Source organism: Aquabacterium sp. CECT 9606, assembly GCF_918741295.1.
Taxonomy (GTDB): domain Bacteria; phylum Pseudomonadota; class Gammaproteobacteria; order Burkholderiales; family Burkholderiaceae_C; genus Aquabacterium.
In genome coordinates, this window is sequence record NZ_CAKKNB010000001.1 from 48,761 (window position 1) to 73,604 (window position 24,844).

Consider the following 24,844-nt stretch of genomic DNA (forward strand, 5'->3'; position numbering starts at 1 on the left):
ATCGCCCCTCATCCCTTTTGGAGTGTCCATGTTCCGCATCCCTGATACCGCTCAACTCCTGAAGCATTCAAGCCGCACCGGTGTGGCCCTGGCCGCCTGTTTGAGCGCGGCTGCGTTGGTGGCAGGGTGTGGGGGTGGGGATCGGGTCAAGAGCTTCGTGCCCCAGCAGATCATTGCGTTCGGGGATGAGAACAGTGCGTTTGATGACACCGCGACCGCGTCTGTGGCGACGGCTCGTTTGGTTGATTTCGGCGCGGCCAATGTTCCTTATGCTGCCCGTTACACCATTAATGTGGTGGCCAATGCGCAGTTCCTGTGCAAGATCGGCAAGCCTGACAAGGCCGCGCGCGCTGGTTGTGTGAAGCCGTCTCCTAGCAGTGACCCAGATGTCTTGTTGAGTACCGATTACCCGGGGTACCCCAATTCCACCTCCGTGTTCCTGCCCCAGCTCAGCGAAATTCAGTACCGCCTGGACAGCACAATCCCGGTCATCGGGGAAGTCGAAACCGGTGATCTCACGGGCGCGATTTCAGGTACCACCCCCAGTCCGGTTTACCGCAGCACCGACCACTTCTACTACTGTTCCGTGGATTTCGACGCCAACGTTGGCAATTGGGTGCAATTGCTGGCCCACGACTTTGGCGGGGGGTTGAGCTTGGGCGGTAGCGCCGGTTGCCCTCAGGATTCGGGCAATGGTCGCTCTTACGCGAGTTGGGGTGCCAAGGTTGATGACGTGGAAGCCCAGGTGAATGCCAACCTTGGGGCCTTGCGTGACGGCGTGTTGGCCACCGTGTTGGCCGGACAAAACGACATCCTGGCCAGTTGGACCAGCGTGCAGGCCGGCGGCGATCAGGCGACCGCCTTGAGGCTCATGAGCCAAAAGGGCGCGCAACTGGGCCGTGTCATCAACACCATTGTGGGGACCGGTGCCCGGGTGGCTTACCTGACTGTGCCTGACATGGGCAAGGCGCCGAGAACGGCGGCCAATCCCGCATTGGCCACGGCTTTGACGCAAGCCTTCAACGAAGGCTATGAAAACGCTGGCGGCTTGGTCTTGAGCGTGCTCACCAATGGCCACAAGATCGTGAAGGTCGATGGCTTCACCCAGATCAACAATGTGGCGGCCAGCGGCAATTATGTGGTCAGCACGCCGGCTTGTGTCACGGATACTTCACTGGTCAAGTTGCCCAATGGCACAACGATTGATGATGCGGCTACCGCTGGAGGCTGGACGCAAACCATGAAGGACAAGGCCTTGTTGCTCAACTGCACCTCCAATAATCTGAAAATAGACACCCCAGCCACATCAACAAGCGAAGCGGTCCGGGCTTACTTTGGCAGCTACCTCTGGGCTGATGACAGCCATTTGTCGCCGGTTGGTCATTCAGGCCTGGCCGCCCTTGCCATTACCCGCGTCCGCGATCAGCTCTGATCATCCCCTGCGCATGAAGCGCACCTTCATCCCGAGGATGGCCACGGCCAGACTGAGGGTGATGACATTGGCCACGGTCATGGGCCATGAGCCCAAAGCCAGGCCGTAAATCAGCCACAGCAGCACGCCCACCGTGAAGGCGCTGTACATCCCCAACGAGATCCCGCTGACATCGCGCGTGCGAAAGGTCAGCAGGGCTTGGGGGATGAACGAGCCGGTGGTCAGCATGGCCGCGGCCGAGCCAATGGTCTCCACGCACGTGGGATCCAGATAAGTCACCAGGTTCTGAAGCGCGTTCATTGGTCGTGCACCGTCCATTCGACCAGCGCCCTCAGCAGGGGCCGCGCGGCGTCGGCCTTGGCGTCATTGACCACGCCCACCACCACGTAGCGCCTCCCGGAGTCGCCCAGCGCCACCCCGGCCACCGCAGCCACGCCGTCCAGCGAACCGGTTTTCAGGTGGGCCCGGCCCGCGGCCGAGATCATCTTGCGCGCCGTGCCATCCACGCCCGCCATGGGCAAAGAGGCCAGCAGGTCGGGCATGGCCGGGCTGGCCCACAGCGCCTGCAGCCAGCGCCCCACGCACGCGGCCGAGGCCTGCTCAATGCGCGACAAGCCCGAGCCGTTGTCCATCAACAGCCCCCCGTTGCCGCAGGGCGATGTGCCCGTGGTCGGGTCCCACGTGGCCTGCACCACGTGGGTCGTCACCCTGGCGCGGGCGGCCTCCAGCGACGCAGGCCCCATGGGGCTGGATTCAGTCGGGGCGGCGTCGCGGCCCAAGGTCAGGAACAACTGCCGGGCCATCACGTTGTTGCTGAACTTGTTGATGTCGCGCACCACCGTGGCCAGGGGGGGCGACTCCCAGGTGAACCAGGCGGGCGTCTCCGGGGGCCACGCCCCCCCCGGTTGAACCTGGCCTTGCAGCAGGCCGCCCGCGCGGCGCCACGCCGTGTCCAGCACGCGCTCGGTGTGGTCTTGCTCTTCGCCGCCGGGCCAGTGCAGGGGCCAATCGCGTTCGCCACAGGCGCTGGGGTAGCGGCCCTTCAATGTGAAGGTCCAACCCGATCCGGGCGGTGGATCCGGGCGCAATTGCAAGCTCATGGACTCGCGCCAGTCACGGCAGATCGCCTTGTCATCCAACGGCACCTTGGCATCCAGGCGAACGGCGCGCAACTCCGGCTCCATGCTGATCGTGGCCCAGCCCGGGTTGGCCACATCGGGGCGCAGCCGCAAGGTCAGGGCCTGGTGGCCGATCAGCAGCGCGTCGGGGCCGGCGTTGTGGGGTTTCAAGGGCTGGTTGTCAAACGCGCTGGCATCGTGCACGGGCACGGCCGCAAAGGCGGACCGGTCCAGCAGCCAGTCGCCGTGGATGTCGCGAAGCCCGGCAGCGCGCAGGCGCGTCATCATCAGGGCCACCCGCTCGATCACCAGGCTGGGATCGCCATCGCCACGCATCAGCAGCGGCCCTTCCAGCACGCCATCGGGCCGCAAGCGGCCGCCCAGCGCCAGTTGGGTGTGCCAGGTGAAGGCGGGTCCCAGGGTTTGCAACGCCACACCCGTGGTGAAGAGTTTCATCACCGAGGCCATGTTGCGCGCCGAGGCGGCATCCACACTGAGCCGGGCCGGCCCGCCATCGACCGGCAGCACCAGCATCGACACGGCGTCGGCGGGCAATTGGGCGCTTTGCAAGGCCTGCTGCAGGGCCGGCGGCCAAGGTGGGGCCTCGTTCGCCACCAAGGCAGGCTTCGAAATGGGCTGGCAGGCCGCGCCCAAGGGCGCCAGAAGCAGCGCCAGGACAAGGGTGCCAAACCAGGGCGGGGAGGGGGGATGGGGGCAGGTGACCGTCATGGTTGCATCATAGAAGGGCGGCGTTGGCTACACTCCCGGCCATGTCGCCTGTTGATCCGATTTCTCCTTTGCCTGCCGCTGCCTCTGCCCTGGCCACCCCGCGCATGTTGGTGCTGGACACGGCGACCGAGGTGGTGCACCTGGCCCTGGTGCAGGGCGACCAGGTGCAGGCTCTGGCTGTGGGCGGCGGTGCCCAGGCCTCCAGTACCACCTTGCCGGCGCTGCAAAAGCTGGTGGCTGACGCGGGCCTGGCCTGGTCGCAACTGGATGCCATCGCTTTTGGCCGTGGCCCGGGCGCTTTCACGGGATTGCGCACGGCTTGCTCCCTGGCGCAAGGCCTGGCGTTGGCCGCCGCTTGCCCGGTCATCTCGCTGGACACCTTGATGGCCGTGGCGGAGGACGCCCGCCAATCCGATCCCGCCGCTTGGGCAGAGGGTGACACCCTGTGGGTGGCCCAGGATGCGCGCATGGGCGAGCTGTACGTGGCCGCCTACCGCTGGCAAGGTGCCTGTTGGCAAGCCGAGACCGAGCCGAGCCTGTGGGCCCTGGGCGTGCCCCGTGACCGTTGGGCCGTTACCCCCGGCCTGCACCGCGTGGCCGGCAATGCCCTGTTGGCGCACCCGGCGGCTTTCGACGGGCTGACCCAGGCCACCTGGCCACAGGCCGCTCCCCGAGGCGCGGCCCTGGCCGCCCTGGCCCAGCAAGCCTGGGTGCGTGGTGAACTGTTGGACGCCGCTTTGGCCTTGCCTTTGTACGTGCGCGACAAAGTGGCGCAAACCACCGCCGAGCGCCTGGCGGCCAAGCGCACCTGAGCGCGACAATCCCACCATGTCCGCGCATCCAAGCTCATCTTCGCCACTCGTCTTTTCCGCTGAGGCGCCCGCCTTTGTCGACCGGGCCATGACCGAGGACGACATCCCCGCCGTGCTCGACATGGAGCGTCTGGCCTGTCCGCATCCGGCGCATGCCTGGTCTGAAGACAACTACCGATCCTCCTTGCGCAGTGGCTATTGGACGCGGGTGCGCACCCACCTCGGCACAGGCCAGATCATCGGTGTGTGCGTGGCCATGGACGGCGTCGACGAAATGCATTTGCTCAACATCGCGGTCGACAAGGATTGGCACGGCACGGGTCTGGCGCGTGGTCTGCTGGGCGCCTTGTACGCGTCGTGCCGGCAGGCGGGCGTGCCCTTGTTGTGGCTGGAGGTACGACCCTCCAACGAACGCGCGCTGGCGGTGTACCGGCGCCAAGGCTTTGTCGAGGTGGGCGTGCGCAAGGGCTATTACCCCGCGCCCGGCGGCCGTGAAGACGCTCTGGTGATGCGCCTGGATTTGAAGGCGGCCCAAGCATGAGCTGGTCCGAGCGCCAGCGCGCCATGCTGCGCGAAATGGGCATCCCGGCGTTCTGGCCGGTACCGCCTGATGCGCCGGTGGAAGACACACCGGTGGTGGTGTCCGCCCATGAGCAGGCACCTGCCGTGCGACCGGCCATGCTGGTCGAGCACGCCCCGGTGCTGGCACGGCCGCCCGATGCTCCGCCCACCGCAGCCGCACCCTCGGCCAGGCCGGCCCGCCCCCAAGCCAAGCCCCCGGTGTCCATCGCCGCAGCGGCAAGCGCTGGCCTGGAAGCCGTCCTGCGCGAGCGCCCCGAGGGCATCGACCAGATGGACTGGGCCACCCTGCGCCAGACCGTGGCCGGCTGCACTGCCTGCGGCCTGTGCGAAGGTCGCCAGCAGACCGTGTTTGGCGTGGGTCACGAACAGGCCACCGTGATGATCATCGGCGAAGCGCCCGGTGAGCAGGAAGACCGGCAGGGCGAGCCCTTCGTCGGCCGCGCCGGCCAGCTGCTCGACCGCATGCTCAGCCCCATCCGCCTGACCCGAGCCGAGGCCGAGGGCACCAGCCAGGTCTTCATTGCCAATGTGCTCAAGTGCCGCCCGCCGGGCAACCGCAACCCGCTGCCGGCAGAAGTCGCGCAGTGCGAGCCTTACCTGATGCGTCAGATCGCGCTGGTCCAACCCCGCGTCATCATCGCCATGGGGCGTTTCGCGGCGCAATCATTGCTCAAGACCGGCGAGCCCATCGGCCGCCTGCGCGGGCGCCTGCACGAGGTGCAAGGCACGCCGGTGGTTGTCACGTACCACCCGGCGTATCTGCTGCGCAACCCGGTCGACAAGGGCCTGGTGTGGGATGACCTGTGCCGGGTGCGCGAGCTGCTGGATGCAGCGGCCGGCTTGAGCTGCCGAAGCCCAGCGCCTCACCGATCCAAGTAGCGTTTGCGCCTGAACAGCATCACCAAGGCCAGCACGATGCCGGCCATCAACCCACACGCCACCCAGAATCCCAGCCGCGTATGGATCAGCGGCAGGAAGTCGAAATTCATGCCAAACACACCGGTGATCAGGTTCAGCGGCAGGAACACCGCCGTCATCACCGTGAGCGTGCGCATGATGTCGTTGGTGCGGTTGCCTTGCAGCGAGAAATGCATCTGCACCGCGCCTTCCGACGACGACTCCAGGCGCCGCACATGGCCCAGCACCCGCTCGATGTGTTCCAGCACGTCGCGCGAACGCACGCGCAGCACTTCACGCTCGCGCGCGGCCGCCGGTTCGCTCGGCATCGGCCAGTCGTCCAGCGCGTCGATCCATTCCTGAACGGCGCTGCGCTGGTCCTCGCAGGTGTCTTCCAGTTGATGCAGGGTGTTGCGTGCCTCCAGCAGCGATTGCCAGTGGTTGAACTGCTTGCGGTCACTCAGCAGCTCTTGCTGAAGATAGGCCGATTGCTTGGTCAGCAGGCGGCGCAGGTCCAGGTAGCTGTCGACCATGTGGTTGACGATGCGCACCATCAGGTCGGCGGAGCTGGGAGGCAGGCGGCTGACCGAACCGCGTCCTTCCGTGCGGTTTTCATGGCGCTGATCGGCGTTGACCATGTGGTTGAGCCTCGCCTCGAAGAAATCGCGCACCGAGCAATCGGCCGGGTGCACGGTCAAGAGCACGCGGTCGAACACCACGAAGCCCACGGGGCTGGTGTCGATGCTGGCCAGGGCTTGGCGCGCGCTGCTGGCCGTGCCGTGCGACTCGTCCAGGAACATGTTTTCGGTGCCCTGGGCGGCGGCCAGGCGTCGGAACACCAGCAGGTCGTACCAGGACGTGTAGTCGTATTGCGAAGGCAATTGGGCGTTCAGCAGGTCCATGACGTGCAAGTCCACCAGGTTGCCGCCGGCCAGGTGCTGCAACTGCGCCTGCACCTTGCCCAGGCCCACTTCAAACTCACGCCGGGCGGTGGTCACCCACAGGAAGCCTTGGGTGGGGGGGGTGTCCGGCCAGTCCGGCAGTTCCTGGAAGCTCTCGTTGATCAGGAAAAAACGCACTCAGACTCCAGCGTTCAGTCGCGTAACAGTTCGGCGGCCTGCAGCGCGAAGTAGGTCAGCACGCCATCGGCGCCCGCGCGCTTGAAGGCGAGCAGGGCTTCCATCATGGCGGCATCGTGGTCCAGCCAGCCATTCTGGGCGGCCGCCTTGATCATGGCGTACTCGCCGCTGACCTGGTAGGCGAAGGTGGGCACGCGGAACTCGTCCTTTACCCGGCGCACGATGTCCAGGTAAGGCATGCCGGGCTTGACCATGACCATGTCGGCGCCTTCGGCGATGTCCATGGCCACTTCGCGCAGGGCCTCGTCGCTGTTGCCCGGGTCCATCTGGTAGACCTTCTTGTTGCTCTTGCCCAGGTTGGCCTTGGAGCCCACGGCATCGCGGAAGGGGCCGTAAAAGGCGCTGGCATATTTGGCGCTGTAAGCCATGATCCGGGTGTGGATCAGGCCTTGCGCCTCCAGCGCCTGGCGGATGGCGCCGATGCGCCCATCCATCATGTCGCTGGGCGCCACGATGTCCACGCCGGCTTCGGCCTGGACCAGCGCTTGGCGGGTCAGCACGGCCACGGTGTCGTCGTTCAGGATGTAGCCGGTCTCGTCCAGCAGGCCATCCTGGCCATGGGTGGTGAAGGGGTCCAGGGCCACGTCGGTCATCACGCCCAGTTCGGGAAAGCGCCGCTTCAACTCGCGCACAGTGCGCGGCACCAGGCCTTCGGGATTCAAGGCCTCCTGGCCATCGGGTGTCTTGAGCGCCAGGTCAATCACCGGGAACAAGGCCATCACCGGGATGCCCAGTTTCACGCACTGCTCGGCCTGGGCCCACAAGGCGCCGCGGCTCAGGCGTTGCACGCCCGGCATGGAGGCAATCTCCTGCACGCCGTCGTCTTGATCCAACACGAAGACAGGGTAGATCAGGTGGGCGGAAGTGAGTGCATGCTCTCTGACCAGGTTGCGTGTGAACTCATCACGGCGAAGACGGCGAGGGCGGTGTTGCGGGAAATGGTGCAAAAAGCTCATGCAAGACAGAGTGTGAAAACAGTGTGAAGGAATGCAAAGAGAACAAAAAAACCGGTAGCAATCCCGGGTTTGCGGACATGGGCTAGAGACATGGCTGCGCAAGCCCTCTATAATCGATCCTGAATGATACGCCGCAAGGCCTTCATTCCCTGCTTTTCCTCCCTGAGCAGGTGCCTTACCGTGATGACAGCGTTAAGGCTTCCACAGCCCCGGCCATGCCGGGGCTCTTTTTTTTGTGCCGGCCATGTTGCGCCGCCGCAATCGATCACTGTGCTGGCCATAATCGACCATGCTCTGGATCAAAGCCTTCCACATCGTTTTCGTCGCCAGCTGGTTTGCAGGCCTGTTCTACCTGCCACGCTTGTTCGTCAACCTGGCCATGGTGCCCGGCGACAGCCACGCCGAGCGCGAGCGCCTGTTGCTCATGGCGCGCAAGCTTTACCGCTTCATGTCCTTGCTGATGATCCCGGCGGTGGTCTTGGGCCTGGTGCTTTGGTTGTATTACGGCATTGGCAAAGGCCCCGGCAATGGCTGGCTGCACGCCAAGCTGCTGCTCGTGATCGGCGCCATCGGCTACCACCACGTCTGCCGCAAAATCCTGCGCGAGTTTGAGCAACTCAGCAATCGCCGTTCGCACAAGTGGTTGCGGGTGTTCAACGAGGTGTCGGTGCTCGTCTTCGCGCTCATCGTCATCCTCGTGGTGGTCAAGCCCTTCTGAGTCCGTGCCTCGACAAGGCCTGCTGATGTCTTTGCACCGCAGCACTGCCTGGCCCCTCACCTGGGTGGCGGTGGCCCTGATCGCCTATGCCACCTTGTTCCCCTTGACAGGTTGGCATTGGCCCGACCGGCACGTCTTCACCTGGGAGCTGCCCAAGCAGTCCCACGAGGTGCCCTCCGACCTGGTGGCCAACCTGCTGGGCTACCTGCCCTTGGGTCTGATCCTGACGGTGGCCCACCTGCGCAGCGGGCGGGGCGCTTTCGTGTCGGCGGTGCTGGCTTTGCTGTCGGGCTCGGCTTTGTCATACGTGCTGGAATTGGCCCAGTTCACCGTGCCCAACCGGGTGCCGTCCATCTCTGACTGGGCGCTCAACACCCTGGGCATGGCGTGGGGCGCGCTGGCCGCCGTCACCCTCAATGCCCTGGGCCTGGTGGACGTGTGGCACCGCTTGCGCGAGCGTTGGTTCATCCCCCAGGCCGGGTTTGGCCTGGCTTTGATCTGGATGTGGCCGCTGGGCTTGTTGTTCCCGCCGCCCCTGCCCCTGGGCGAGGGGCAGTTCCTGCCGCACCTGCTCATCGGCCTGATGGAGTTGACCCGCGACACGCCTTGGCAGGAGTGGGTGCTGCCCGCCGACCCGCTGAGCCTGTGGACCGACAACATATCCGCCGATCCCGACTCCTTGTGGGTGCCAGCGCGCGAAGCCACCACGGTGGCCTTGGGCTTGCTGGCGCCCATGTGCGTGGCCTGCGCCCTGGCCCGGCCACGCAGCACCCGGGTCTTCTTGTTGGTGGGGGCGGTGGTGATGGGGGTGGGCGCCACGGCGCTGTCCACCGCCATGAACTTCGGGCCTGACCATGCCTTGACCTGGATGAGCGTGCCCACTGTCACCGGCCTGCTGGTGGGGGCGCTGGGCGGCACCTTGTTGCTGGAGCGCAGCCGGACCACCAGCGCCAGCCTGGGCGTGGCGACGCTGGCCGGGCTCATCGTCCTGGTGCACCAGGTGCCACCCGACCCTTATTACGCCTTGGCCCTGGAATCGTGGGAGCATGGCCGCTTCATCCGCTTCCACGGCCTGTCGCGCTGGTTTGGCATCCTGTGGCCCTATGTGGCCATGGTCTGGCTGATCAGCCGAATTGTCGGGCGCGAGGGCCGGCATGAAAGTGCGGCCGCCGAGCCTCACTGAACCGCGTGCAAAATCGGTTTACCCACCCCTCACCCTTCGGAGCATGGCATGGTCAAGGTTGTCAAGATTTTTGGGCAGCAGATTGAACGGATCACGCTGAAAGCGTTCAATCCCGAAACCTGCCTGGCCGACCACGCCAAGACCGGCGATGTCTTGCAGGTGTCGCGCCTGGCGGATCTGGCCATCGTCATGATCGCCTACGCCGATGACACCACCGCCACCACCTACGTCGGCAAGTTCTCGGACTGGACCGGACCGACGCTGGACGAAGGCATGAGCCAGATGTCCTCGCCTTGGGACGAGCCCAGCGAAGAGCCTCTGGATTGACCCTCGGATTGAACGCCATGTACTACGAACGCCATATCTTTTTCTGCCTCAACCAGCGCATCAACGGTGAAAGCTCCTGCGGCGACCACGGTGCCCAGGACGGTTTCGACCACTGCAAGAAGCTGGTGAAAAACGCCGGCTTGAGCGGCCCTGGCCAAGTGCGCGTCAACAAGGCCGGTTGCCTGGACCGCTGCGCCGGGGGCCCGGTCGCCGTGGTCTACCCGGAAGGCACCTGGTACACCTTCGTTGACAAGTCCGACATCGAAGAGATCGTCGAATCGCACCTGGTCAAAGGCCAGGTGGTCGAGCGCCTGGTGCTGCCGCCAGACGTGGGTCGCTGATGTGAGCGGTGCCCAGCCATGATCGGACGCCCTGACTCCACCACCATCGACGGCCCGGCCGGCTTGATCGAAGTCGTGCTCGAAGACCCGGCCACCGTGCCCATCGGCCTGGCCGTGATCGCACACCCGCATCCCCAGATGGGTGGCACGATGGACAACAAGGTGGTGCACACCCTGTCGCGTGCCTTTGTGCTGGCCGGCTGGCGCGCCGTGCGCTTCAACTTCCGCGGCATCGGCCAGTCCGAAGGCGCCTGGAACGAAGGCGTGGGCGAGGTCGATGACCTGCTGGCCGTGCTGGCCCACCACCGCACCGACCCTGCCGTGCAAAGCCTGCCTGTCGCGTTGGCGGGTTTTTCCTTCGGGGGCTTCATCGCCGCCAGCGCCAGCGCGCGCCTGCCCCAGGCGCCGAACGAGCTGGTGCTGGTCAGCCCGGCCACCCGCTATGGCGTGCCCAACGTGCCGGCCCACACTTTGGTGGTCCAGGGTGAGCAGGACGACGTCGTGTCCCTGGCCAGCGTGCTGGAATGGGCGCGTCCCCAGGCCTTGCCGGTCACCGTGGTGCCGGGCGTAGGCCATTTTTTCCATGGTCAACTCGGGGTCTTGCGCGATCGGGTGCTGCGCCACTTGCGTGGCACTTCGCGCTGATTGACCTCACCTGCCTGATTCCATGTTGTTTTCACTGTCCCGCCGCAGTCTGCTGGCCGCGCTGACCGGCGTTTGCTGCCTCCTCGCGCATCCCGCCTGGGCTCAATCGAATGCCTCGGCGCCGGCGTTCCCATTTGCCACCCCATCCGCCGCCATGCCGCTGCCGCCCGAGCTGGCCGCGCGCGCCTTCGTGTTGCAGGACTTGAGCAGCCAGCAGACCTTGGCCGCCCGCAATGCCGACCAATCCGTCGAGCCCGCGTCCCTGACCAAGCTGATGACCGCCTACCTGGTGTTCCAGGCGGTGAAGTCGGGCAAGCTGGCCCTGGCGCAAGAAGTGCCCGTGTCTGAACGCGCCTGGCGCACGGGCATCACCGGCACCTCGCGCAGCTTCCTGGCCGCCAACAGCCGCGTCAAGGTTGATGACCTGCTGCGCGGCATGATCGTGCAAAGCGGCAACGACGCTAGCGTGGCCCTGGCCGAGGCCGTGGGCGGCACCGTCGAGAATTTCGTGGCGCTGATGAACCGCCAAGCCCAGGCATTTGGCTTGAAGGCCACCACCTTCAAGAACCCGGAGGGGCAGACCGCGCCGGGGCACCGCAGCACGGCCCGCGAACTGTCCGCCATTGCACTGCGCCTGGTCGCCGATTACCCGCAGGCCCTGCCTTACTACACCAGCAAGGAGTTCACCTTCGGGGGCATCCGCCAGCCCAACCGCAACCTGTTGCTGTGGCGCGATCCCACGGTCGATGGCCTGAAGACCAGTTTCACCGACGCGTCCGGCTATTGCCTGATCGCCACAGCCCAGCGCCTCACGCCCGCCGGGCCCCGTCGCCTGGTGAGCGTGGTGATCGGCGCCACCTCGCCTGAAATCCGTGCCAATGAAAGCCAGAAGCTGCTGAACTGGGGGTATAGCGCGTTCGACATGGTCAAGCTGTTCGACGCCAAGCAGGCAGTGACCACGGCGCCGGTCTGGAAGGGACAATCTTCCAGCGTGAGGTTGGGGCGCGTCGGCCCGGTGACGGTGGTGGTGCCCCGAGGCCAGGCGGCCGGCCTGAAAGCCACCGTCGTCCGCAATGATCCGCTCCTCGCCCCCTTGACGCAGGGCCAGACGGTGGGCACGCTCAAGATCACCCTGGCGGGCCAACCCTGGCAGGATGTGCCCTTGACCACCTTGGACGCCGTGCCCGGCGCCGGCTGGTTGGGTCGCCTCTGGGACGCCATCCGCCTGGGCGTCAAGTGAAAGAAGCAGTGAGCAAGGAATATCCGCATGAATGAAGAAATCCCGCACGATCAGTCGCTGATCCAGTACCCCTGCGCCTTCCCCATCAAGGTCATGGGCCTGCACGAGCCACCTTTCGTGGAGACCATGGTGGCGTTGGCGGTGCACCATGACCCCAGCTTCGACGCCAAGACGCTGGAACTGCGCCCCAGCAGCGGCGGCAAGTACATGGGCCTGACCATCACCATCAACGCCACCAGCCGCGAACACCTGGACGGCGTTTACCGTGCTTTCACCGGGCATCCCCTGGTCAAGTACGTGCTCTGAAAGGGGGGCACCCCCACGGCATACAATCGAATGGATTTGGCCCGCCTTGGTGGCCGTCCGTTTGAAGGATTTTTACCGTGTTCATTTCCGACGCTTTCGCCCAAGCCGCGGCGCCCGCCGCCAGCGGTCCTGCAGGACTGCTCAACAGCATGCTGTTGCCGATCGTGATGATCGTGGTCTTGTACTTCGTCATGATCCGCCCGCAGATGAAGCGCCAGAAAGAGACCAAGGCCATGCTGGACAGCCTGGCCAAGGGCGACGAAGTTGTCACGCAAGGCGGCGTGATCGGCAAGATCAGCAAGCTGGGCGAAACCTTCGCCACGGTCGAAGTGGCCAATGGCGTGGAGCTGCAGGTGCAGCGCTCGGCCATTGTCCAGGTCTTGCCCAAGGGCAGCTACAAGTAAATAAATCTCGGGATTTCAACCATGAACCGCTACCCCTGGTGGAAGCACCTGATCATCGCCGTCGCCTTGCTGGTGGGCCTGATCTACACCTTGCCGAACTTCTTTGGCGAGGCGCCGGCCGTGCAACTGTCCAGTGGCAAGTCCACGGTCAAGCTCAACGCCGACTCGCTCGCGAAGGTGGAGGCCGCGCTCAAGCAGGCCAACATCGTCGCTGACTTCGTCGAGTTCGACGGCAACTCCATCAAGGCGCGATTCGCCGACACCGACACCCAGCTGAAGGCGCGCGACGTCCTTGGCCGCACCTTCAACCCCGATCCTCAAGACGAGCGCTACATCGTGGCGCTGAACCTGGTGTCGCGCTCGCCCCATTGGCTGCGCACCCTGCACGCCAACCCCATGTTCCTGGGCCTGGACTTGCGCGGCGGCGTGCACTTCCTGATGCAGGTCGACATGAAGGGCGCGCTCACGCAAAAGATCGAAAGCCTGACCGGCGACATCCGCAGCCTGCTGCGCGACAAGGACATCCGCCACAGCGGCATCCGCCGTGATGACCAGGTCGTCACCGTGCGCTTTCATGACGACGCCGGTCGCAAGGCCGCGCGCAATGCGCTGACAGACAGCCTGGCCGACCTGCAATGGACCGACGGCACGGACAGCGATGGCACCGGCACCCTGACGCTGGTCGGCCGGCTCAAGCCGCAGTCCGAGCGCACCATCCAGGAAAACGCGCTCAAGCAGAACATCACCACGCTGCACAACCGGATCAATGAGCTGGGCGTGTCCGAGCCCATCATCCAGCAGCAAGGCCTGGACCGCGTGGTGGTGCAGTTGCCCGGCGTGCAGGACACGGCCAAGGCCAAGGACATCATCGGCCGCACCGCGACGCTTGAAGTGCGCATGGTGGACGACAGCACCGAGGCCCACGCGGCCCTCGCCGGCGGCACCGTGCCCTTTGGCACCGAAAAGTTCGCCGACCGCCAAGGCGTGCCCGTCATCGTCAAGCGCCAGGTGGTGCTGACCGGTGACAACCTGACCGACGCGCAGCCCGGCTTCGACGAGAACCAAGAAGCCGCCGTGCACCTGACGCTGGACGCCCGGGGCGCCCGCATCTTCAAGGATGTGACCCGCGAGAGCATTGGCAAGCGCATGGCCATCATCCTGTTTGAAAAGGGCAAGGGCGAGGTCGTGACGGCTCCGGTCATCCGCTCTGAAATCTCGGGTGGCCGCGTGCAGATCTCCGGCAGCATGCAGGGCGACGAGGCGGCCGACACGGCGCTGCTGCTGCGCGCCGGTTCGCTGGCCGCGCCCATGGAAATCATCGAAGAGCGCACTGTGGGCCCCAGCCTGGGCGCCGCCAACATCGAGCAGGGCTTCCACAGCCTGACGTATGGCTTCGCGGCCATCGCCGTCTTCATGATCGCCTACTACCTGTTGTTTGGCGTGTTCTCTACGCTGGCGCTGGCGGTGAACCTGCTGCTGCTGGTGGCGGTGCTGTCCATGCTGCAGGCCACCTTGACCTTGCCCGGCATCGCGGCCATCGCCTTGACGCTGGGCATGGCCATTGACGCCAACGTGCTGATCAACGAGCGCGTGCGCGAAGAGCTGCGCAATGGCGCGGCGCCGCAGTCGGCCATCCAGGCCGGCTACGAGCACGCCTGGGCCACCATCCTCGACTCCAACGTCACCACCATGATCGTGGGCGTGGCGCTGCTGATGTTCGGCTCGGGCCCGGTCAAGGGCTTTGCCGTGGTGCATTGCCTGGGCATCCTGACCTCGATGTTCTCGGCGGTGTTCTTCTCGCGCGGGCTGGTCAACCTCTGGTATGGCCGTCAGAAAAAGCTCAAGAGCGTGTCCATTGGCCAGGTCTGGAAGGCCGCGGCCAAGCCCGGTGCCCTGTCGACCGACGTCGACACCGTGGACCAATGACCCCCCGCACCCCCTGAAGGACACTCGCCATGGAATTTTTCCGCATCAAGCGCGACATCCCGTTCATGCGGCATGCGCTGATTTTCAACATTGTTTCGTTCCTGACCTTCGCCGCAGCCGTGTTCTTCCTGGTCACCCGGGGCCTGCACCTGTCGATCGAGTTCACCGGCGGTTCGGTCATCGAGGTGCAGTACGCCCAGAGCGCCGACCTTGAAAAAGTGCGCCACACCGTGGATGCGCTGGGTTATGGCGAAGTGCAGGTGCAAAACTTCGGCACCTCACGCGATGTGCTGATCCGGCTGCCTTTGCGTGGCAGCCTGAAGCAGGCCGAGGTGGTGGACAAGGTGTTCGGCACCTTGTGCGCCGCTGAAAAGGGTGCAGTCACCATGCTGGCGCCCACGCCCGGCCACCCCTCGTCCACCAAGGCCTGCCAGGCCGGCGGGCAGACCAACCTGACGCTGCAACGCAGTGAGTTCGTCGGGCCGCAAGTGGGCAGCGAGCTGGCCCGAGACGGCGCGCTGGCGCTGATCGTGTCGGTGGTCGGCATCATGATTTACCTGGCCATCCGCTTCGAGTGGAAGTTCTCGGTCGCGGCCATCATCGCCAACCTGCACGACGTGGTCATCATCCTGGGTTTCTTCGCCTACTTCCAGTGGGAGTTCTCGCTGTCGGTGCTGGCGGCGGTGCTGGCGGTGCTGGGCTACTCGGTCAACGAATCGGTCGTGATCTTTGACCGGATCCGCGAAACCTTCCGCCGCTACCGCAAGCTGAGCACGTCGCAGGTCATCGATCACGCCATCACCAGCACCATGAGCCGCACCATCATCACGCACGGTTCGACCCAGATGATGGTGGTGTCCATGCTGTTGTTCGGCGGCCCCACTTTGCATTACTTTGCCGTGGCCCTGACCATCGGGATCCTGTTTGGCATCTATTCGTCCGTCTTCGTGGCGGCGGCGATTGCAATGTGGTTGGGCGTGACCCGTGAAGACCTCATGAAAAGCACCAAGAAAGAGGTCGATCCCAACGATCCCAACTCCGGGGCCGTGGTGTAGAGTTGATCAACCATGAAATGCTCGGCCTGTGAGGTGAGGCCGAGCCCTGCGGATCAACCGACCACATGTCATCCATAGGCTCTTCGCGTGCATTGGCCATCACGGCCCGAAAAACCTATTTGGAAACCCTCTTGCGGGGTGCCTCCGGGCTGATCCACGCCTGTGCCAACGGGGCCAAACTGCTGGCCTCCCAGACGGCCGAACCTGGGCTGTACATGCGCCGGCGCGACCTGGTGCTCGACATGCCCATGTGCCTGGATGCCTGGCAACGCGGGCTGGAGCAGCGCATCCAGTCGGCCTTGACGGCGGTTCGCCTGGCCCGGCCTCTGGACACCAAACCCGTGGGGCAACTGGTGTCCGACCTGACCCTGGTCGAAGACAGCGCGGTTGAACAAGACATGATGGCCTCCCGGCTGGGCCAGGCGATTGCCGACCGGGCCGGCTGGGAGTACACCGACCTGTGCTCGCGGCTCAATGTGCTCGAAGCCGGCGGGCCCAACAGCCTGGACCCCGCGGGCGATGTGCTGCGGCCCCAGGTGCTGGCGCGCTGGCTGATCGACAGTTGGACCGATGCCGGCCTGGGCGCCGCGCACTGGATGACCTTGCAAACCGTGCTGCACGACGAGGCCACGCACCTGGCGCAAGAGGGCTACCACGACGCCAACCATGTGCTGCTGGACCACGGCGTCAAGCCCGAGATCGACTTGCGGCCCTTCATCCGGCGCACCAAGGACACGGGCGTGGGCCCGGCCATCCAGCGTTCCGCCGCGCCCTACGTGAGTGGCAGCGCCGGCATTGGCGGCGCCTTGAGCAACAACGCCCCTGGTGGCCCGCGCAGCGGTCCTGGCACGGCGCCGATGCCGCATTCCAGCATGGGGGGGCCGTCGCAGATGGGGGGCAACAGTGGCTTGCAACCCATGGGCGGCGCCCATGAAGAAACCCGTTTGATGACTCAGACGCCCGCCTTGCGCCGCTCTGCAGTGCCAGCCCAGGCCGTGTTGGGCAAGCTCAATCAGTTCGTGTCCAACAAGGTGCCGGGCTTCGTGCCCACGCAGGTGCTGGGCGGCGGCGCCAATGTGGTGGTGGGTGTGGTGGCCCCGGCCTTGGGCCAGGCTATCCAGGATGCTGGCCAGGTGGTGCGTCGCCACGTTGACGCCGATTCGGGCATTCCCACGGGTACGCCGGCCGCCCTTTTGCAGGATCTGCAGGAGAGCAAACGCGCCCTCAAGCAAGCCGCCAGCACGCCCAACGAGCGCGCCATCATTGAAATCGTGGCCTTGTTGTTCCAGAGCATCCTGACCGAAGAGCGTTTGCCTGCGGCCATCCGGGTCTGGTTTGCCAGGTTGCAGATGCCGGTGCTGCGCGTGGCCGTCACCGAGCCCGATTTTTTCGCCACCATTGACCATCCCGCGCGCGCGCTGATCGACCGCATGGGCGCCTGCGTGATGGGCTTTGCCGCCACGCCGCGTGAGCAGGAAGACGCCTTGCCCGGTGAGATCAAGCGCATCGTGCAAGTGGTCGAGGCCTATCCCGACACGGGTCGGCGCGTGTTCCAGACCGTGCTGGTCGAGTTCGAGAAATTCCTGGAGCGCTATTTCCGCGACGAGAACGAGTCCAGCCGCAAGGGCGTCTCGCTGGCCCAGCAGGTGGAGCAGCGTGAGACCTGGGCCATCCAGTACACGATCGAGCTGCGCAAGATGCTGGCCGATGTGCCCGTGCACGAAGGGGTCCGAGAGTTCCTGTTCCGGGTGTGGGCCGATGTGCTGGCCCACAGCGCGGTGCAGACCAGCCCGTCCAGTGAAGAAACCCGCGTGCTCAAGCGCGCTGCCGCTGACCTGATCTGGTCGGCCAGCGCCAAGCATTCGCGCGAAGACCGCGCCGACGTGCTGCGGCGGCTGCCGCCTTTGCTCAAGAAGGTGCGCGATGGCATGGCCCGCGCAGGCATGGCGGTCGAGAAGCAGGACGAGCATGTGCACGAGCTCAACGCGGCGCTGGCCGCCGCTTTCTCGGCCCGTTCGGCCACGATCTCGTCCGCCCATTTGAAGGAAGTGACCGAACGCCTGGAGGCGCTGGACGACATCCTGCCCAACCTGGCCGAGGTGGAGCTCGATGCGCAAACGCTGCGCGATCTGTCGGGCCACGAAAGCAGCGACCTGGAAGTGGTGGCCGAGGGCGGCACCATGCCCACGCCAGCCATGATGGCCTGGGCGCGCGAGCTGCAAATTGGCGCCTGGTTCCAGCTGGATTACCGGGGCAGCCAGGAGTCGGTGCAGTTCGCCTGGTCGGGCTTGCAAAAGCAACTGGCCTTGTTTGTGACGCCGCAAGGGCGGGGCGTGCTGTTCCAGTTGCACCGCCTGGCGGCGTTTCTGCAGGCAGGTTTGCTGGTGCCGGTGGAGGACGAATCCCTCACGGTGCGCGCCACGCGCGAAGCGCTGGCCAAGCTGGATGCGGATCCGGAGCGGCTGCTGAACTGAGTTGCGTTCGTTCCGGCAGCGCGGGGTGGGGGATTCGGCGGAGGCAGGCGGGGCTCCTATGGTGGCGGTCCACCGCGTAGCGGCGAACTGTTCTCGGTGCTCGGCCACGGCGGGCGACTGCGGAACTCGCTGTCCTTCGGCAGCTCAGACAGTCCTCGCCGACCCCTCGCTGTGCGAGGGGCAACTCGCCATGGCCTGCGCGCCTCAACGCCCCCGAAGTCGCCCCGCCCACCTCCATCGAATCCCTGATCCACCCCGCTGGTGGCGCAGCACGAAATGCGGCCGTGCCTCGCCCCCAGCGGGGCGATTAAAGAGCTGGGGCGGTCTCCGGCGGGGCGCCTGGCTTGGTGCTGAGAAGCACAGGGCCGAGGTGGGCGCGCGTAGCGCGCATCAACAACTGACCGGCCGTGGTTGTCTGAACGCAGCGGCCAACGGCCGCGCAGTGAGTTCCACGGCCCCACCTTGGCCCGAGCATCGCAAGGCAGTCCCGCTACCAGCGGGACCACCAAGCTGAAGCCTTGACGGAGGCCGCCCCAGCCCGCGCCCCGCGCTGTCTCACAAAACGCTCAAACCGAACACAGGCCGTCTAAATCGGCTGATTTTTCGCCGTCGCCGCAATGCGGGCCAGCGCATCCTTGGCACTGCTGTCCCGGCTGTGTTCCATCAGCAGCGTTTCAAAAGCCGGTTCGGCCATGGGCCGTGCCAGGAAGTAGCCCTGGCATTCATCACAGCCGTGCGCTTTCAAAAAGGCGTTTTGGGCTTCGGTTTCCACGCCTTCGGCCACGATGCCCACTTCCAGGCGGTGTGCCATGGCGATCAGGGCGGCGGCCAGGCGGCTGTCGCCAGGTGAGGTTGGCACATTGCTCAAGAAGGAGCGGTCCATCTTGAGCCGGTCCACCGGCAATTCGCGCAGGTACGAGAAGCTCGAATAGCCCACGCCGAAATCGTCGATCGCGATGCCCACGCCCAGCGAGCGCAATTGCGTCAGCACAGCGGCAGCGCGCAGTGATTCACGCACCACCACGCTTTCGGTGATCTCCAGCTCCAGCGCGGTGGGCGGCAGGCCGGTTTCCTTCAGCACGCGGTCCACCAACTCGACGATATCTGGCTGGTCCAGCTGGATGGCCGACAGGTTGACGGCGATGCGCATGGGCCAGCCGCTGCGTTCACGCCAGGCCTGGGCCTTCTGGCAGGCGCGGCGCAGCACCCATTCACCCATGGGCACGATCAGGCCGGTTTCTTCGGCCAAGGGGATGAAGTCCGCCGGGGGCACCAGCTTGCCGCCATGTTCCCAGCGGATCAGGGCTTCGGCGCCCGTGATGCGGCCGGTCATGCAATCAAACTGGGGCTGGAAGTGCAGGCGCAGCTCGTCGCGCTCTTGCGCCTTGTAGAGGTCGTTTTCCAAACGCAGGGTGTCCAGCGTGGGCGACTCCATGTGCTCGGTGTACACCTGCACGCGGTTGCGGCCGTGGCTCTTGGCCTGGTACATGGCCAGGTCCGCGTGGCGCATCAGCGTGATGGCATCAACGCCGTGCGCGGGGTAGATCACCAAGCCAATGCTGGGCGTGACGCGCAACTCGTGCGGGCCCACGCGCAACGGCTCGGCGAAGATGTCCAGCAGCTTTTGTGCGACCACGTTGCCGTCTTCCGGCAAGGCGATGCGCGGCAGCATGACCACGAACTCGTCGCCACCCAAACGGGCCACGATGTCGGAGGTGCGCATCTCGGAGCGCAGGCGGCGGGCGACTTCGATCAGCACGCTGTCGCCGATGTGGTGGCCCAGTGTGTCGTTGATCTTCTTGAAGCGGTCCAGATCCAGGAACATCAGCGCCAGGCTGTTGCCATCGCGCTCGGCCAACGTCACCGAGGCCTTGAGCTGCTCCTGCAGCATGTTGCGGTTGGGCAGGCCGGTCAGCGAGTCGTGCAGGGCCAGGTGTTGCAGCTGGCTCTCGGCGTCGCGGCGCGAGGTCACGTCCGAAGCCATGGCCAGGTAGCCGGTCATCTCGTCCATCTCATTGTGCAAGAGGGTGACGGTGATCTCGGCAGTCAGGTGGCGGCCATCCGCGCGCACCAAGGTCCACTCGCTGGGCAGGCCAGGCGATTCATGCGCCAGGTGCGACAGCACCTGCATGTGCTCGACCGGACGGTTCAGGCGCAGGGCCAGCATGCGGGCGCGTTCGCCCACCTCGTCGGGCTCAAAGAAGCGCTCGGCAGTGCTCTTGCCGATCAGCTCGTTGGACTTGTAGCCCAGCAGCGCCTCGCCCGCGGGGTTCACGGTCTGGATGATGCCGTGGCGGTTGAGCACGAAGATGGCGTAAGGCGCGTTGTGCACGATCACTCGGCGCATTTCGTCCACCTCGTTGAGCTGGCGTTGCGCTTCCTGGATGGATTGTTCGGCTTGCTGTTCCGAGCTCAGATCGCGCAGGATGCCGACGTACTGCTTGTGGCCGTCGATCTCCATGTGGCTGATGGCCAGGTCCAGCGGCAGCGTGCGGCCATCCCGGTGCTTTCCCTCCACACGGTGCCCGATGCCATCAAAGCTCATCTGCTGCGTCAGCAGGAAGTCTTCCATGGGCTGGTCCAGCCCGTGGCTGCGGATGCCGGGGATGAGTCGGCTCAAGGGTTGGCCCACCATCTCGCTGGCTTCGTGCCCGAAGACTCGGCTGATGGCCGGGTTGACCGTCAGCACGGTGCCAGCCTGGTTCACGGTGACGATGCCATCGACCGTGTTGTCGATGACCGAGCGCAGGTGTTTTTCACTGGCCAGCGCCTGGCTGCTCAGCTTGTGCGCCATGCGCGTGGCCTGCCCGTATTGCGTGGCAAAGCCGCGCAGCGCCAGACACAGGCCGCTGGTGACCAGCAGGCCACTGAGCAGCAGCGTGAGCGGGTAGCGCTGCCATGGCGCATTCACCGGCGCGCGGACCATGGTCAACTCCCAGCGGCGACCGGCCACTTCCACGGTCTGCAAGCGGTGGTCCTCATCGGCCACGGCCCGTTGTGGGCGAAAGGCGTTGGTCGACAGTTGCGCGGTGTCGAGCAGCAACTGCGCCTGGACCGGTGCCATGGTGCGCTCGGCCGGGCCCACATCGCGGACCACCCACTGTCGCGAAGCCCAATCGTCCGGATTGATGATGGCGCCCAGGATCGACTCGGCCTGGAAGGCGCCGCCGATCTGTCCGATGAAGGCCTGGCGGCGTTGCTCCACGGTGGCCAAGGGGCTGTGGGGCCGGTAGATGGGCGCGCGGATGACGAAGCCCAAGGCCTCGCGGTCACCCGACACCAGCGGCAGTGGCGCCGAGGCCATCGGCTTGCCGGCATCACGGGCCAGCTCGGTGGTCTCGCGCCGGCTGGCTTCATGGATCTGGTCATAGCCCAGGATTTTTTCATTGTGGACGGCGGGCTCCACAAAGGTCACGGCCATGTATTCCGGGCGCGCGCCGGGGGGGTGAATGGCATAGCCGGGGTTGCCTTTGGCGTCCAGGCTCTTGTCGGCGCGCACCGAGGCCTCGAAGGCCGCCTTCTGCTCGTGGGTCACGCGCCTGGAGAACTGAACGGCCACCAGCCCCGGGTAGCCACTGTCCACGTCCAAGCTCAGAAAATGGCGGTGGAAATCATCGCGCGAGACCGCGTCCGTGGCCGTGAACAGCGCCTGAAAACTGCCGATCAGGTTGACGTAGTAAATCAGCGCCTCGTTGAGGCGGTGGGTGCTGTCCATGGCGGCGCGGTTGAACTGGTCGTCCGCGTCGCGCTGCACCTGCTTGGCCGCGTTCTGCCAGGCCAGCAGGCTCAAGCACATTCCGACGACCAGGGTCACGCGCGACAGCAGTTTCCATCGGTCCGACCAGCGGGTGACTTGATCCAGCGTTTGATCCATGCCCTTGTCCTTGTGACTGCGCAGCCTTCGGGAAGACGAAGGCTCGGTCTAAGGACTATCGGTAGGAATCAACGCGCCTTGAATTCAAATCCGGTCGTTCGCCACACCTTGGTGCACGGCGCGCGCCCTTAAGCGGTGCCGCGTGCCATGGCCATCAAACGTTCAACGCGCTCTTCGGTTGAGGGGTGCGTGGAGAACAAGCCGCGCAATCCGCCACCCGACAGCGGGTTCATGATCATCATCTGGGCGGTTTCAGGGTGGCGCTCGGCCGCTTCCAGGGGCATGCCCTGGGCGTAGCGGTGGATTTTTTGCAAGGCGCTCGCCAGGGCGTGCGGATCACCGCTGATCTCGGCGCCACCGCGGTCGGCTTCGAACTCACGAGCCCGGCTGATGGCCATCTGGATCAGGCTGGCCGCCAAAGGGGCCAGCAAAGCCACGGCGATGCCGGCGATGGGGTTGCTGGGGCGCCCTTCAGAGTCGCGCCCGCCAAAGAACATGGCGAAGTTGGCCAGCATCGAGATGGCACCGGCCATGGTGGCGCTGATGGTGCTGATCAGGATGTCGCGGTGCTTGACGTGGGCCAGCTCGTGCGCCATGACGCCACGCAGCTCGCGTTCGGTCAGCACATTGAGGATACCGGTGGTGGCGGCCACGGCGGCGTGGTCAGGGTTGCGGCCCGTGGCAAAGGCATTGGGGGCCGATTCGTCGATCAGGTAAACGCGGGGCATGGGCAACTGGGCGCGCTGCGCCAAGTCTTGCACCATGGCGTAAAAGCGCGGCGCGGTCGTGGCGTCGACCTCGCGCGCGTTGTACATCTTCAGCACCATGGTGTCGCTGAACCAGTAACTGAAGAAGTTCATGCCCACGGCCACCAGCAGCGCCACCATCATGCCGGTGCGCCCGCCGATCATGGCGCCGATGGCCATGAACAAGGCCGTGATGGCGGCCATCAAAACAGCGGTTTTCAGGATGTTGAACATGGTCGAGGTGCTCCTTCGTCCTTGTCAGATGCGGGCGCTTGGGCAAGGTTCAAGCCGGGGCATGGATTTTTTGTCAGCCCAGCCGTGCAGGTAAATCGCCACCCTGGCTTTGCAGGAAGTCCCGGGTGGCGATGCGTTTGCCCCCGGGGCGTTGCAGGGTGTGCAAGGCCAGCGATTGCTCGCCGCAGGCCACCACCAGGCTGTCGCCGTTGGCGTGCAGCACCTGGCCAGGCTCGCCGCTGGCTGGCAGCACCGAGGCCGCCCACAGCTTGACGGTTTCACCGGCCCACTGCAGCGTGGTGCCGGGAAACGGGTCAAAGGCGCGCACCCGCCGGGCAATCTGCGTGGCCGGTTGCAGCCAGTCGATGGCGGCTTCGGCCTTGTCGATCTTGTGGGCGTAGGTCACGCCTTCGGCCGGTTGGGGCACGGGGCGAAGCCCGCCACAGGCGGCCAGCTCCAGCGCTTCCACGATCATCCGGCCGCCCAGGCGGGCCAGGCGGTCGTGCAGGGTCGCGGTGGTGTCGTCGGGCCGAATCGCTTCACGTTCCATCAGCAGCATGTCGCCAGTGTCCAGGCCTTCGTCCATCTGCATGATGGTGATGCCCGTCTCGGCGTCACCGGCTTCGATGGCGCGGTGGATGGGCGCGGCACCCCGCCAGCGAGGCAGCAGCGAGCCATGGATGTTGAGGCAGCCCAGCCGGGGAAGCGTGAGCGTCCACTTGGGCAGGATCAGGCCATAAGCGGCCACCACTATCAGGTCGGCCTGCACTGCTTGCAATGTGGCTTGCGCGGCCTGGGCAGCCTCGGCGTGCTTGCCATCCAGCTTCAGGCTGGGCGGTTGGGCCACCGCGATGCCATGGTCCAGGGCGAATTGCTTGACCGGCGAGGCCTGCAGCTTCATGCCCCGGCCAGCAGGGCGGTCAGGCTGGGTCAGCACCAGCGGGATCTCGAACCCCGCGGCGTGCAAGGCCGCCAGCGCTTCCCGGGCAAACTCGGGCGTGCCCGCAAAAACGATTTTCATGGCGGCGATCAGTCAATCAGTCAGTCGGAAGCGTCGTCGTCTTTGGCGCGCTTTTGCAGCTTGGTCTTGATGCGGTTGCGCTTGAGCGGTGACAAATATTCCACGAATACTTTGCCCATCAGGTGGTCCAGCTCGTGTTGAATGCACACGGCCAGCAACTCGTCAGCGTCGAATTCGTAGGGCTGGCCGTCGCGGTTCAGGGCGCGCACGCGCACACGGGCGTGGCGTTCCACCTTGTCGTAAATGGTGGGCACCGACAGGCAGCCTTCTTCCCAGATGATCATCTCGTCGCTGGCGCCGATGATCTCGGGGTTGATCAGCACGCGCGGGTCGTCGCGCTCCTCGCTGGTGTCGATGACGACCAGGCGCTCATGCACGTCCACCTGCGTGGCAGCCAGGCCCACCCCTTTGGCGTCGTACATGGTTTCCAGCATGTCGTCGACCAATTGGCGAACACGGTCGTCGACCACGTCGATCGGGCGCGCCACCTTGTGCAGGCGGGCGTCGGGGTAACAAAGGATGGGCAGCAGAGCCATGGTACTTCTCAGCGGTGCAAACGGCCGTTCAAGGGCCGGGTCGGACGAGGGCAGGGTGTTCCCGCTCGGATGTGGAAGCGGCGCAACGAACCCCAAGGCACCCGGCTAAATTCAGCGGGCAAGTGAGGACAATTTTCGTTGCGACCGCT

At 65.4% G+C, this 24,844-nt stretch carries 23 protein-coding genes; 15 read left to right on the forward strand and 8 right to left on the reverse strand.

Annotated features, from left to right (window positions below):
- Window positions 1-28: 28 nt before the first annotated feature.
- A complete protein-coding gene (locus LQ232_RS00190) occupies window positions 29-1,432 on the forward strand; it encodes a hypothetical protein (RefSeq protein WP_230177194.1) in 1,404 nt (467 codons plus the stop codon).
- Here the strand turns inward: LQ232_RS00190 and LQ232_RS00195 are convergent, their stop codons facing one another.
- Both LQ232_RS00195 and dacB read right to left on the reverse strand, forming a co-directional pair.
- Complete coding sequence (locus LQ232_RS00195) at window positions 1,433-1,732, reverse strand: SemiSWEET transporter (RefSeq protein ID WP_230177202.1); 300 nt, start codon at window positions 1,730-1,732, stop codon at window positions 1,433-1,435. It lies immediately after the preceding gene.
- Window positions 1,729-3,279 carry a D-alanyl-D-alanine carboxypeptidase/D-alanyl-D-alanine-endopeptidase gene (gene dacB, locus LQ232_RS00200; RefSeq protein WP_230177219.1) on the reverse strand — a complete coding sequence of 517 codons (1,551 nt, stop codon included), beginning with the start codon at window positions 3,277-3,279 and terminating at the stop codon, window positions 1,729-1,731. The genes LQ232_RS00195 and dacB overlap by 4 nt, the downstream gene beginning before the upstream one ends.
- Before the next feature lie 23 nt (window positions 3,280-3,302).
- Here dacB and tsaB point away from each other — a divergent pair, with 23 nt between their 5' ends.
- The 3 genes from tsaB (at window position 3,303) to LQ232_RS00215 (ending at window position 5,552) form a co-directional block, all read left to right on the forward strand.
- Window positions 3,303-4,091, forward strand: coding sequence for a tRNA (adenosine(37)-N6)-threonylcarbamoyltransferase complex dimerization subunit type 1 TsaB (gene tsaB / locus LQ232_RS00205; RefSeq protein WP_230177221.1), 789 nt, complete (start codon window positions 3,303-3,305; stop codon window positions 4,089-4,091).
- A gap of 88 nt (window positions 4,092-4,179) precedes the next feature.
- Window positions 4,180-4,632: a ribosomal protein S18-alanine N-acetyltransferase gene (gene rimI / locus LQ232_RS00210; protein ID WP_256450017.1), complete on the forward strand. Its 453-nt coding sequence runs from the start codon at window positions 4,180-4,182 to the stop codon at window positions 4,630-4,632.
- The gene (locus LQ232_RS00215; RefSeq protein ID WP_230177223.1) at window positions 4,629-5,552 is read left to right on the forward strand and encodes a uracil-DNA glycosylase family protein; all 924 of its coding nucleotides are present in this window, start codon (window positions 4,629-4,631) and stop codon (window positions 5,550-5,552) included. Before rimI ends, LQ232_RS00215 begins: the two co-directional genes overlap by 4 nt.
- Here LQ232_RS00215 and LQ232_RS00220 read toward each other — a convergent pair.
- Together LQ232_RS00220 and hemB are read right to left on the reverse strand one after the other, a co-directional pair.
- The gene (locus LQ232_RS00220) at window positions 5,537-6,649 is read right to left on the reverse strand and encodes a magnesium transporter CorA family protein (RefSeq protein ID WP_230177225.1); all 1,113 of its coding nucleotides are present in this window, start codon (window positions 6,647-6,649) and stop codon (window positions 5,537-5,539) included. The genes LQ232_RS00215 and LQ232_RS00220 overlap by 16 nt on opposite strands.
- Before the next feature lie 14 nt (window positions 6,650-6,663).
- Window positions 6,664-7,665, reverse strand: a complete 1,002-nt coding sequence (hemB, locus tag LQ232_RS00225) for a porphobilinogen synthase (RefSeq protein WP_230177233.1) — start codon at window positions 7,663-7,665, stop codon at window positions 6,664-6,666.
- Window positions 7,666-7,954: 289 nt separating this feature from the next.
- Between hemB and LQ232_RS00230 the strand changes: the two genes are divergently transcribed.
- The 11 genes from LQ232_RS00230 to LQ232_RS00280 all read left to right on the forward strand — a co-directional run bounded on the left by LQ232_RS00230 (window position 7,955) and on the right by LQ232_RS00280 (window position 18,284).
- Window positions 7,955-8,383 (forward strand): CopD family protein, encoded by a 429-nt coding sequence (locus LQ232_RS00230; protein ID WP_230177237.1) that lies wholly within the window; start codon window positions 7,955-7,957, stop codon window positions 8,381-8,383.
- Between the two features lie 25 nt (window positions 8,384-8,408).
- Complete coding sequence (locus tag LQ232_RS00235; RefSeq protein ID WP_230177239.1) at window positions 8,409-9,566, forward strand: VanZ family protein; 1,158 nt, start codon at window positions 8,409-8,411, stop codon at window positions 9,564-9,566.
- 48 nt (window positions 9,567-9,614) lie between these two features.
- Window positions 9,615-9,893, forward strand: a complete 279-nt coding sequence (locus LQ232_RS00240) for a hypothetical protein (protein ID WP_230177241.1) — start codon at window positions 9,615-9,617, stop codon at window positions 9,891-9,893.
- 17 nt (window positions 9,894-9,910) lie between these two features.
- Window positions 9,911-10,234 carry a ferredoxin gene (locus LQ232_RS00245; protein ID WP_230177243.1) on the forward strand — a complete coding sequence of 108 codons (324 nt, stop codon included), beginning with the start codon at window positions 9,911-9,913 and terminating at the stop codon, window positions 10,232-10,234.
- Between the two features lie 18 nt (window positions 10,235-10,252).
- Window positions 10,253-10,879 carry an alpha/beta hydrolase gene (locus tag LQ232_RS00250; RefSeq protein ID WP_230177245.1) on the forward strand — a complete coding sequence of 209 codons (627 nt, stop codon included), beginning with the start codon at window positions 10,253-10,255 and terminating at the stop codon, window positions 10,877-10,879.
- A 22-nt stretch (window positions 10,880-10,901) separates the two neighbouring features.
- On the forward strand, window positions 10,902-12,119 hold the full coding sequence (locus LQ232_RS00255; protein WP_230177247.1) for a D-alanyl-D-alanine carboxypeptidase family protein: 1,218 nt from the start codon (window positions 10,902-10,904) through the stop codon (window positions 12,117-12,119).
- 27 nt (window positions 12,120-12,146) lie between these two features.
- Window positions 12,147-12,425, forward strand: a complete 279-nt coding sequence (locus LQ232_RS00260; protein WP_230177249.1) for a YbeD family protein — start codon at window positions 12,147-12,149, stop codon at window positions 12,423-12,425.
- 77 nt (window positions 12,426-12,502) lie between these two features.
- Window positions 12,503-12,829, forward strand: coding sequence for a preprotein translocase subunit YajC (yajC, locus tag LQ232_RS00265; protein ID WP_230177251.1), 327 nt, complete (start codon window positions 12,503-12,505; stop codon window positions 12,827-12,829).
- Between the two features lie 21 nt (window positions 12,830-12,850).
- A complete protein-coding gene (gene secD / locus LQ232_RS00270) occupies window positions 12,851-14,755 on the forward strand; it encodes a protein translocase subunit SecD (protein WP_230177253.1) in 1,905 nt (634 codons plus the stop codon).
- A gap of 29 nt (window positions 14,756-14,784) precedes the next feature.
- Window positions 14,785-15,810, forward strand: a complete 1,026-nt coding sequence (secF, locus tag LQ232_RS00275; protein WP_230177255.1) for a protein translocase subunit SecF — start codon at window positions 14,785-14,787, stop codon at window positions 15,808-15,810.
- A 65-nt stretch (window positions 15,811-15,875) separates the two neighbouring features.
- On the forward strand, window positions 15,876-18,284 hold the full coding sequence (locus LQ232_RS00280) for a DUF1631 family protein (RefSeq protein ID WP_230177263.1): 2,409 nt from the start codon (window positions 15,876-15,878) through the stop codon (window positions 18,282-18,284).
- A gap of 586 nt (window positions 18,285-18,870) precedes the next feature.
- Here LQ232_RS00280 and LQ232_RS00285 read toward each other — a convergent pair.
- The 4 genes from LQ232_RS00285 to def form a co-directional block, all read right to left on the reverse strand.
- On the reverse strand, window positions 18,871-22,158 hold the full coding sequence (locus LQ232_RS00285; protein ID WP_230177265.1) for an EAL domain-containing protein: 3,288 nt from the start codon (window positions 22,156-22,158) through the stop codon (window positions 18,871-18,873).
- A gap of 128 nt (window positions 22,159-22,286) precedes the next feature.
- Complete coding sequence (htpX, locus tag LQ232_RS00290; protein WP_230177267.1) at window positions 22,287-23,138, reverse strand: zinc metalloprotease HtpX; 852 nt, start codon at window positions 23,136-23,138, stop codon at window positions 22,287-22,289.
- A 73-nt stretch (window positions 23,139-23,211) separates the two neighbouring features.
- Entirely contained in the window at window positions 23,212-24,159 is a 948-nt protein-coding gene (gene fmt, locus LQ232_RS00295; protein ID WP_230177269.1) for a methionyl-tRNA formyltransferase, read from the reverse strand.
- A gap of 20 nt (window positions 24,160-24,179) precedes the next feature.
- Window positions 24,180-24,695 (reverse strand): peptide deformylase, encoded by a 516-nt coding sequence (gene def, locus LQ232_RS00300; protein ID WP_230177271.1) that lies wholly within the window; start codon window positions 24,693-24,695, stop codon window positions 24,180-24,182.
- Window positions 24,696-24,844: the final 149 nt, after the last annotated feature.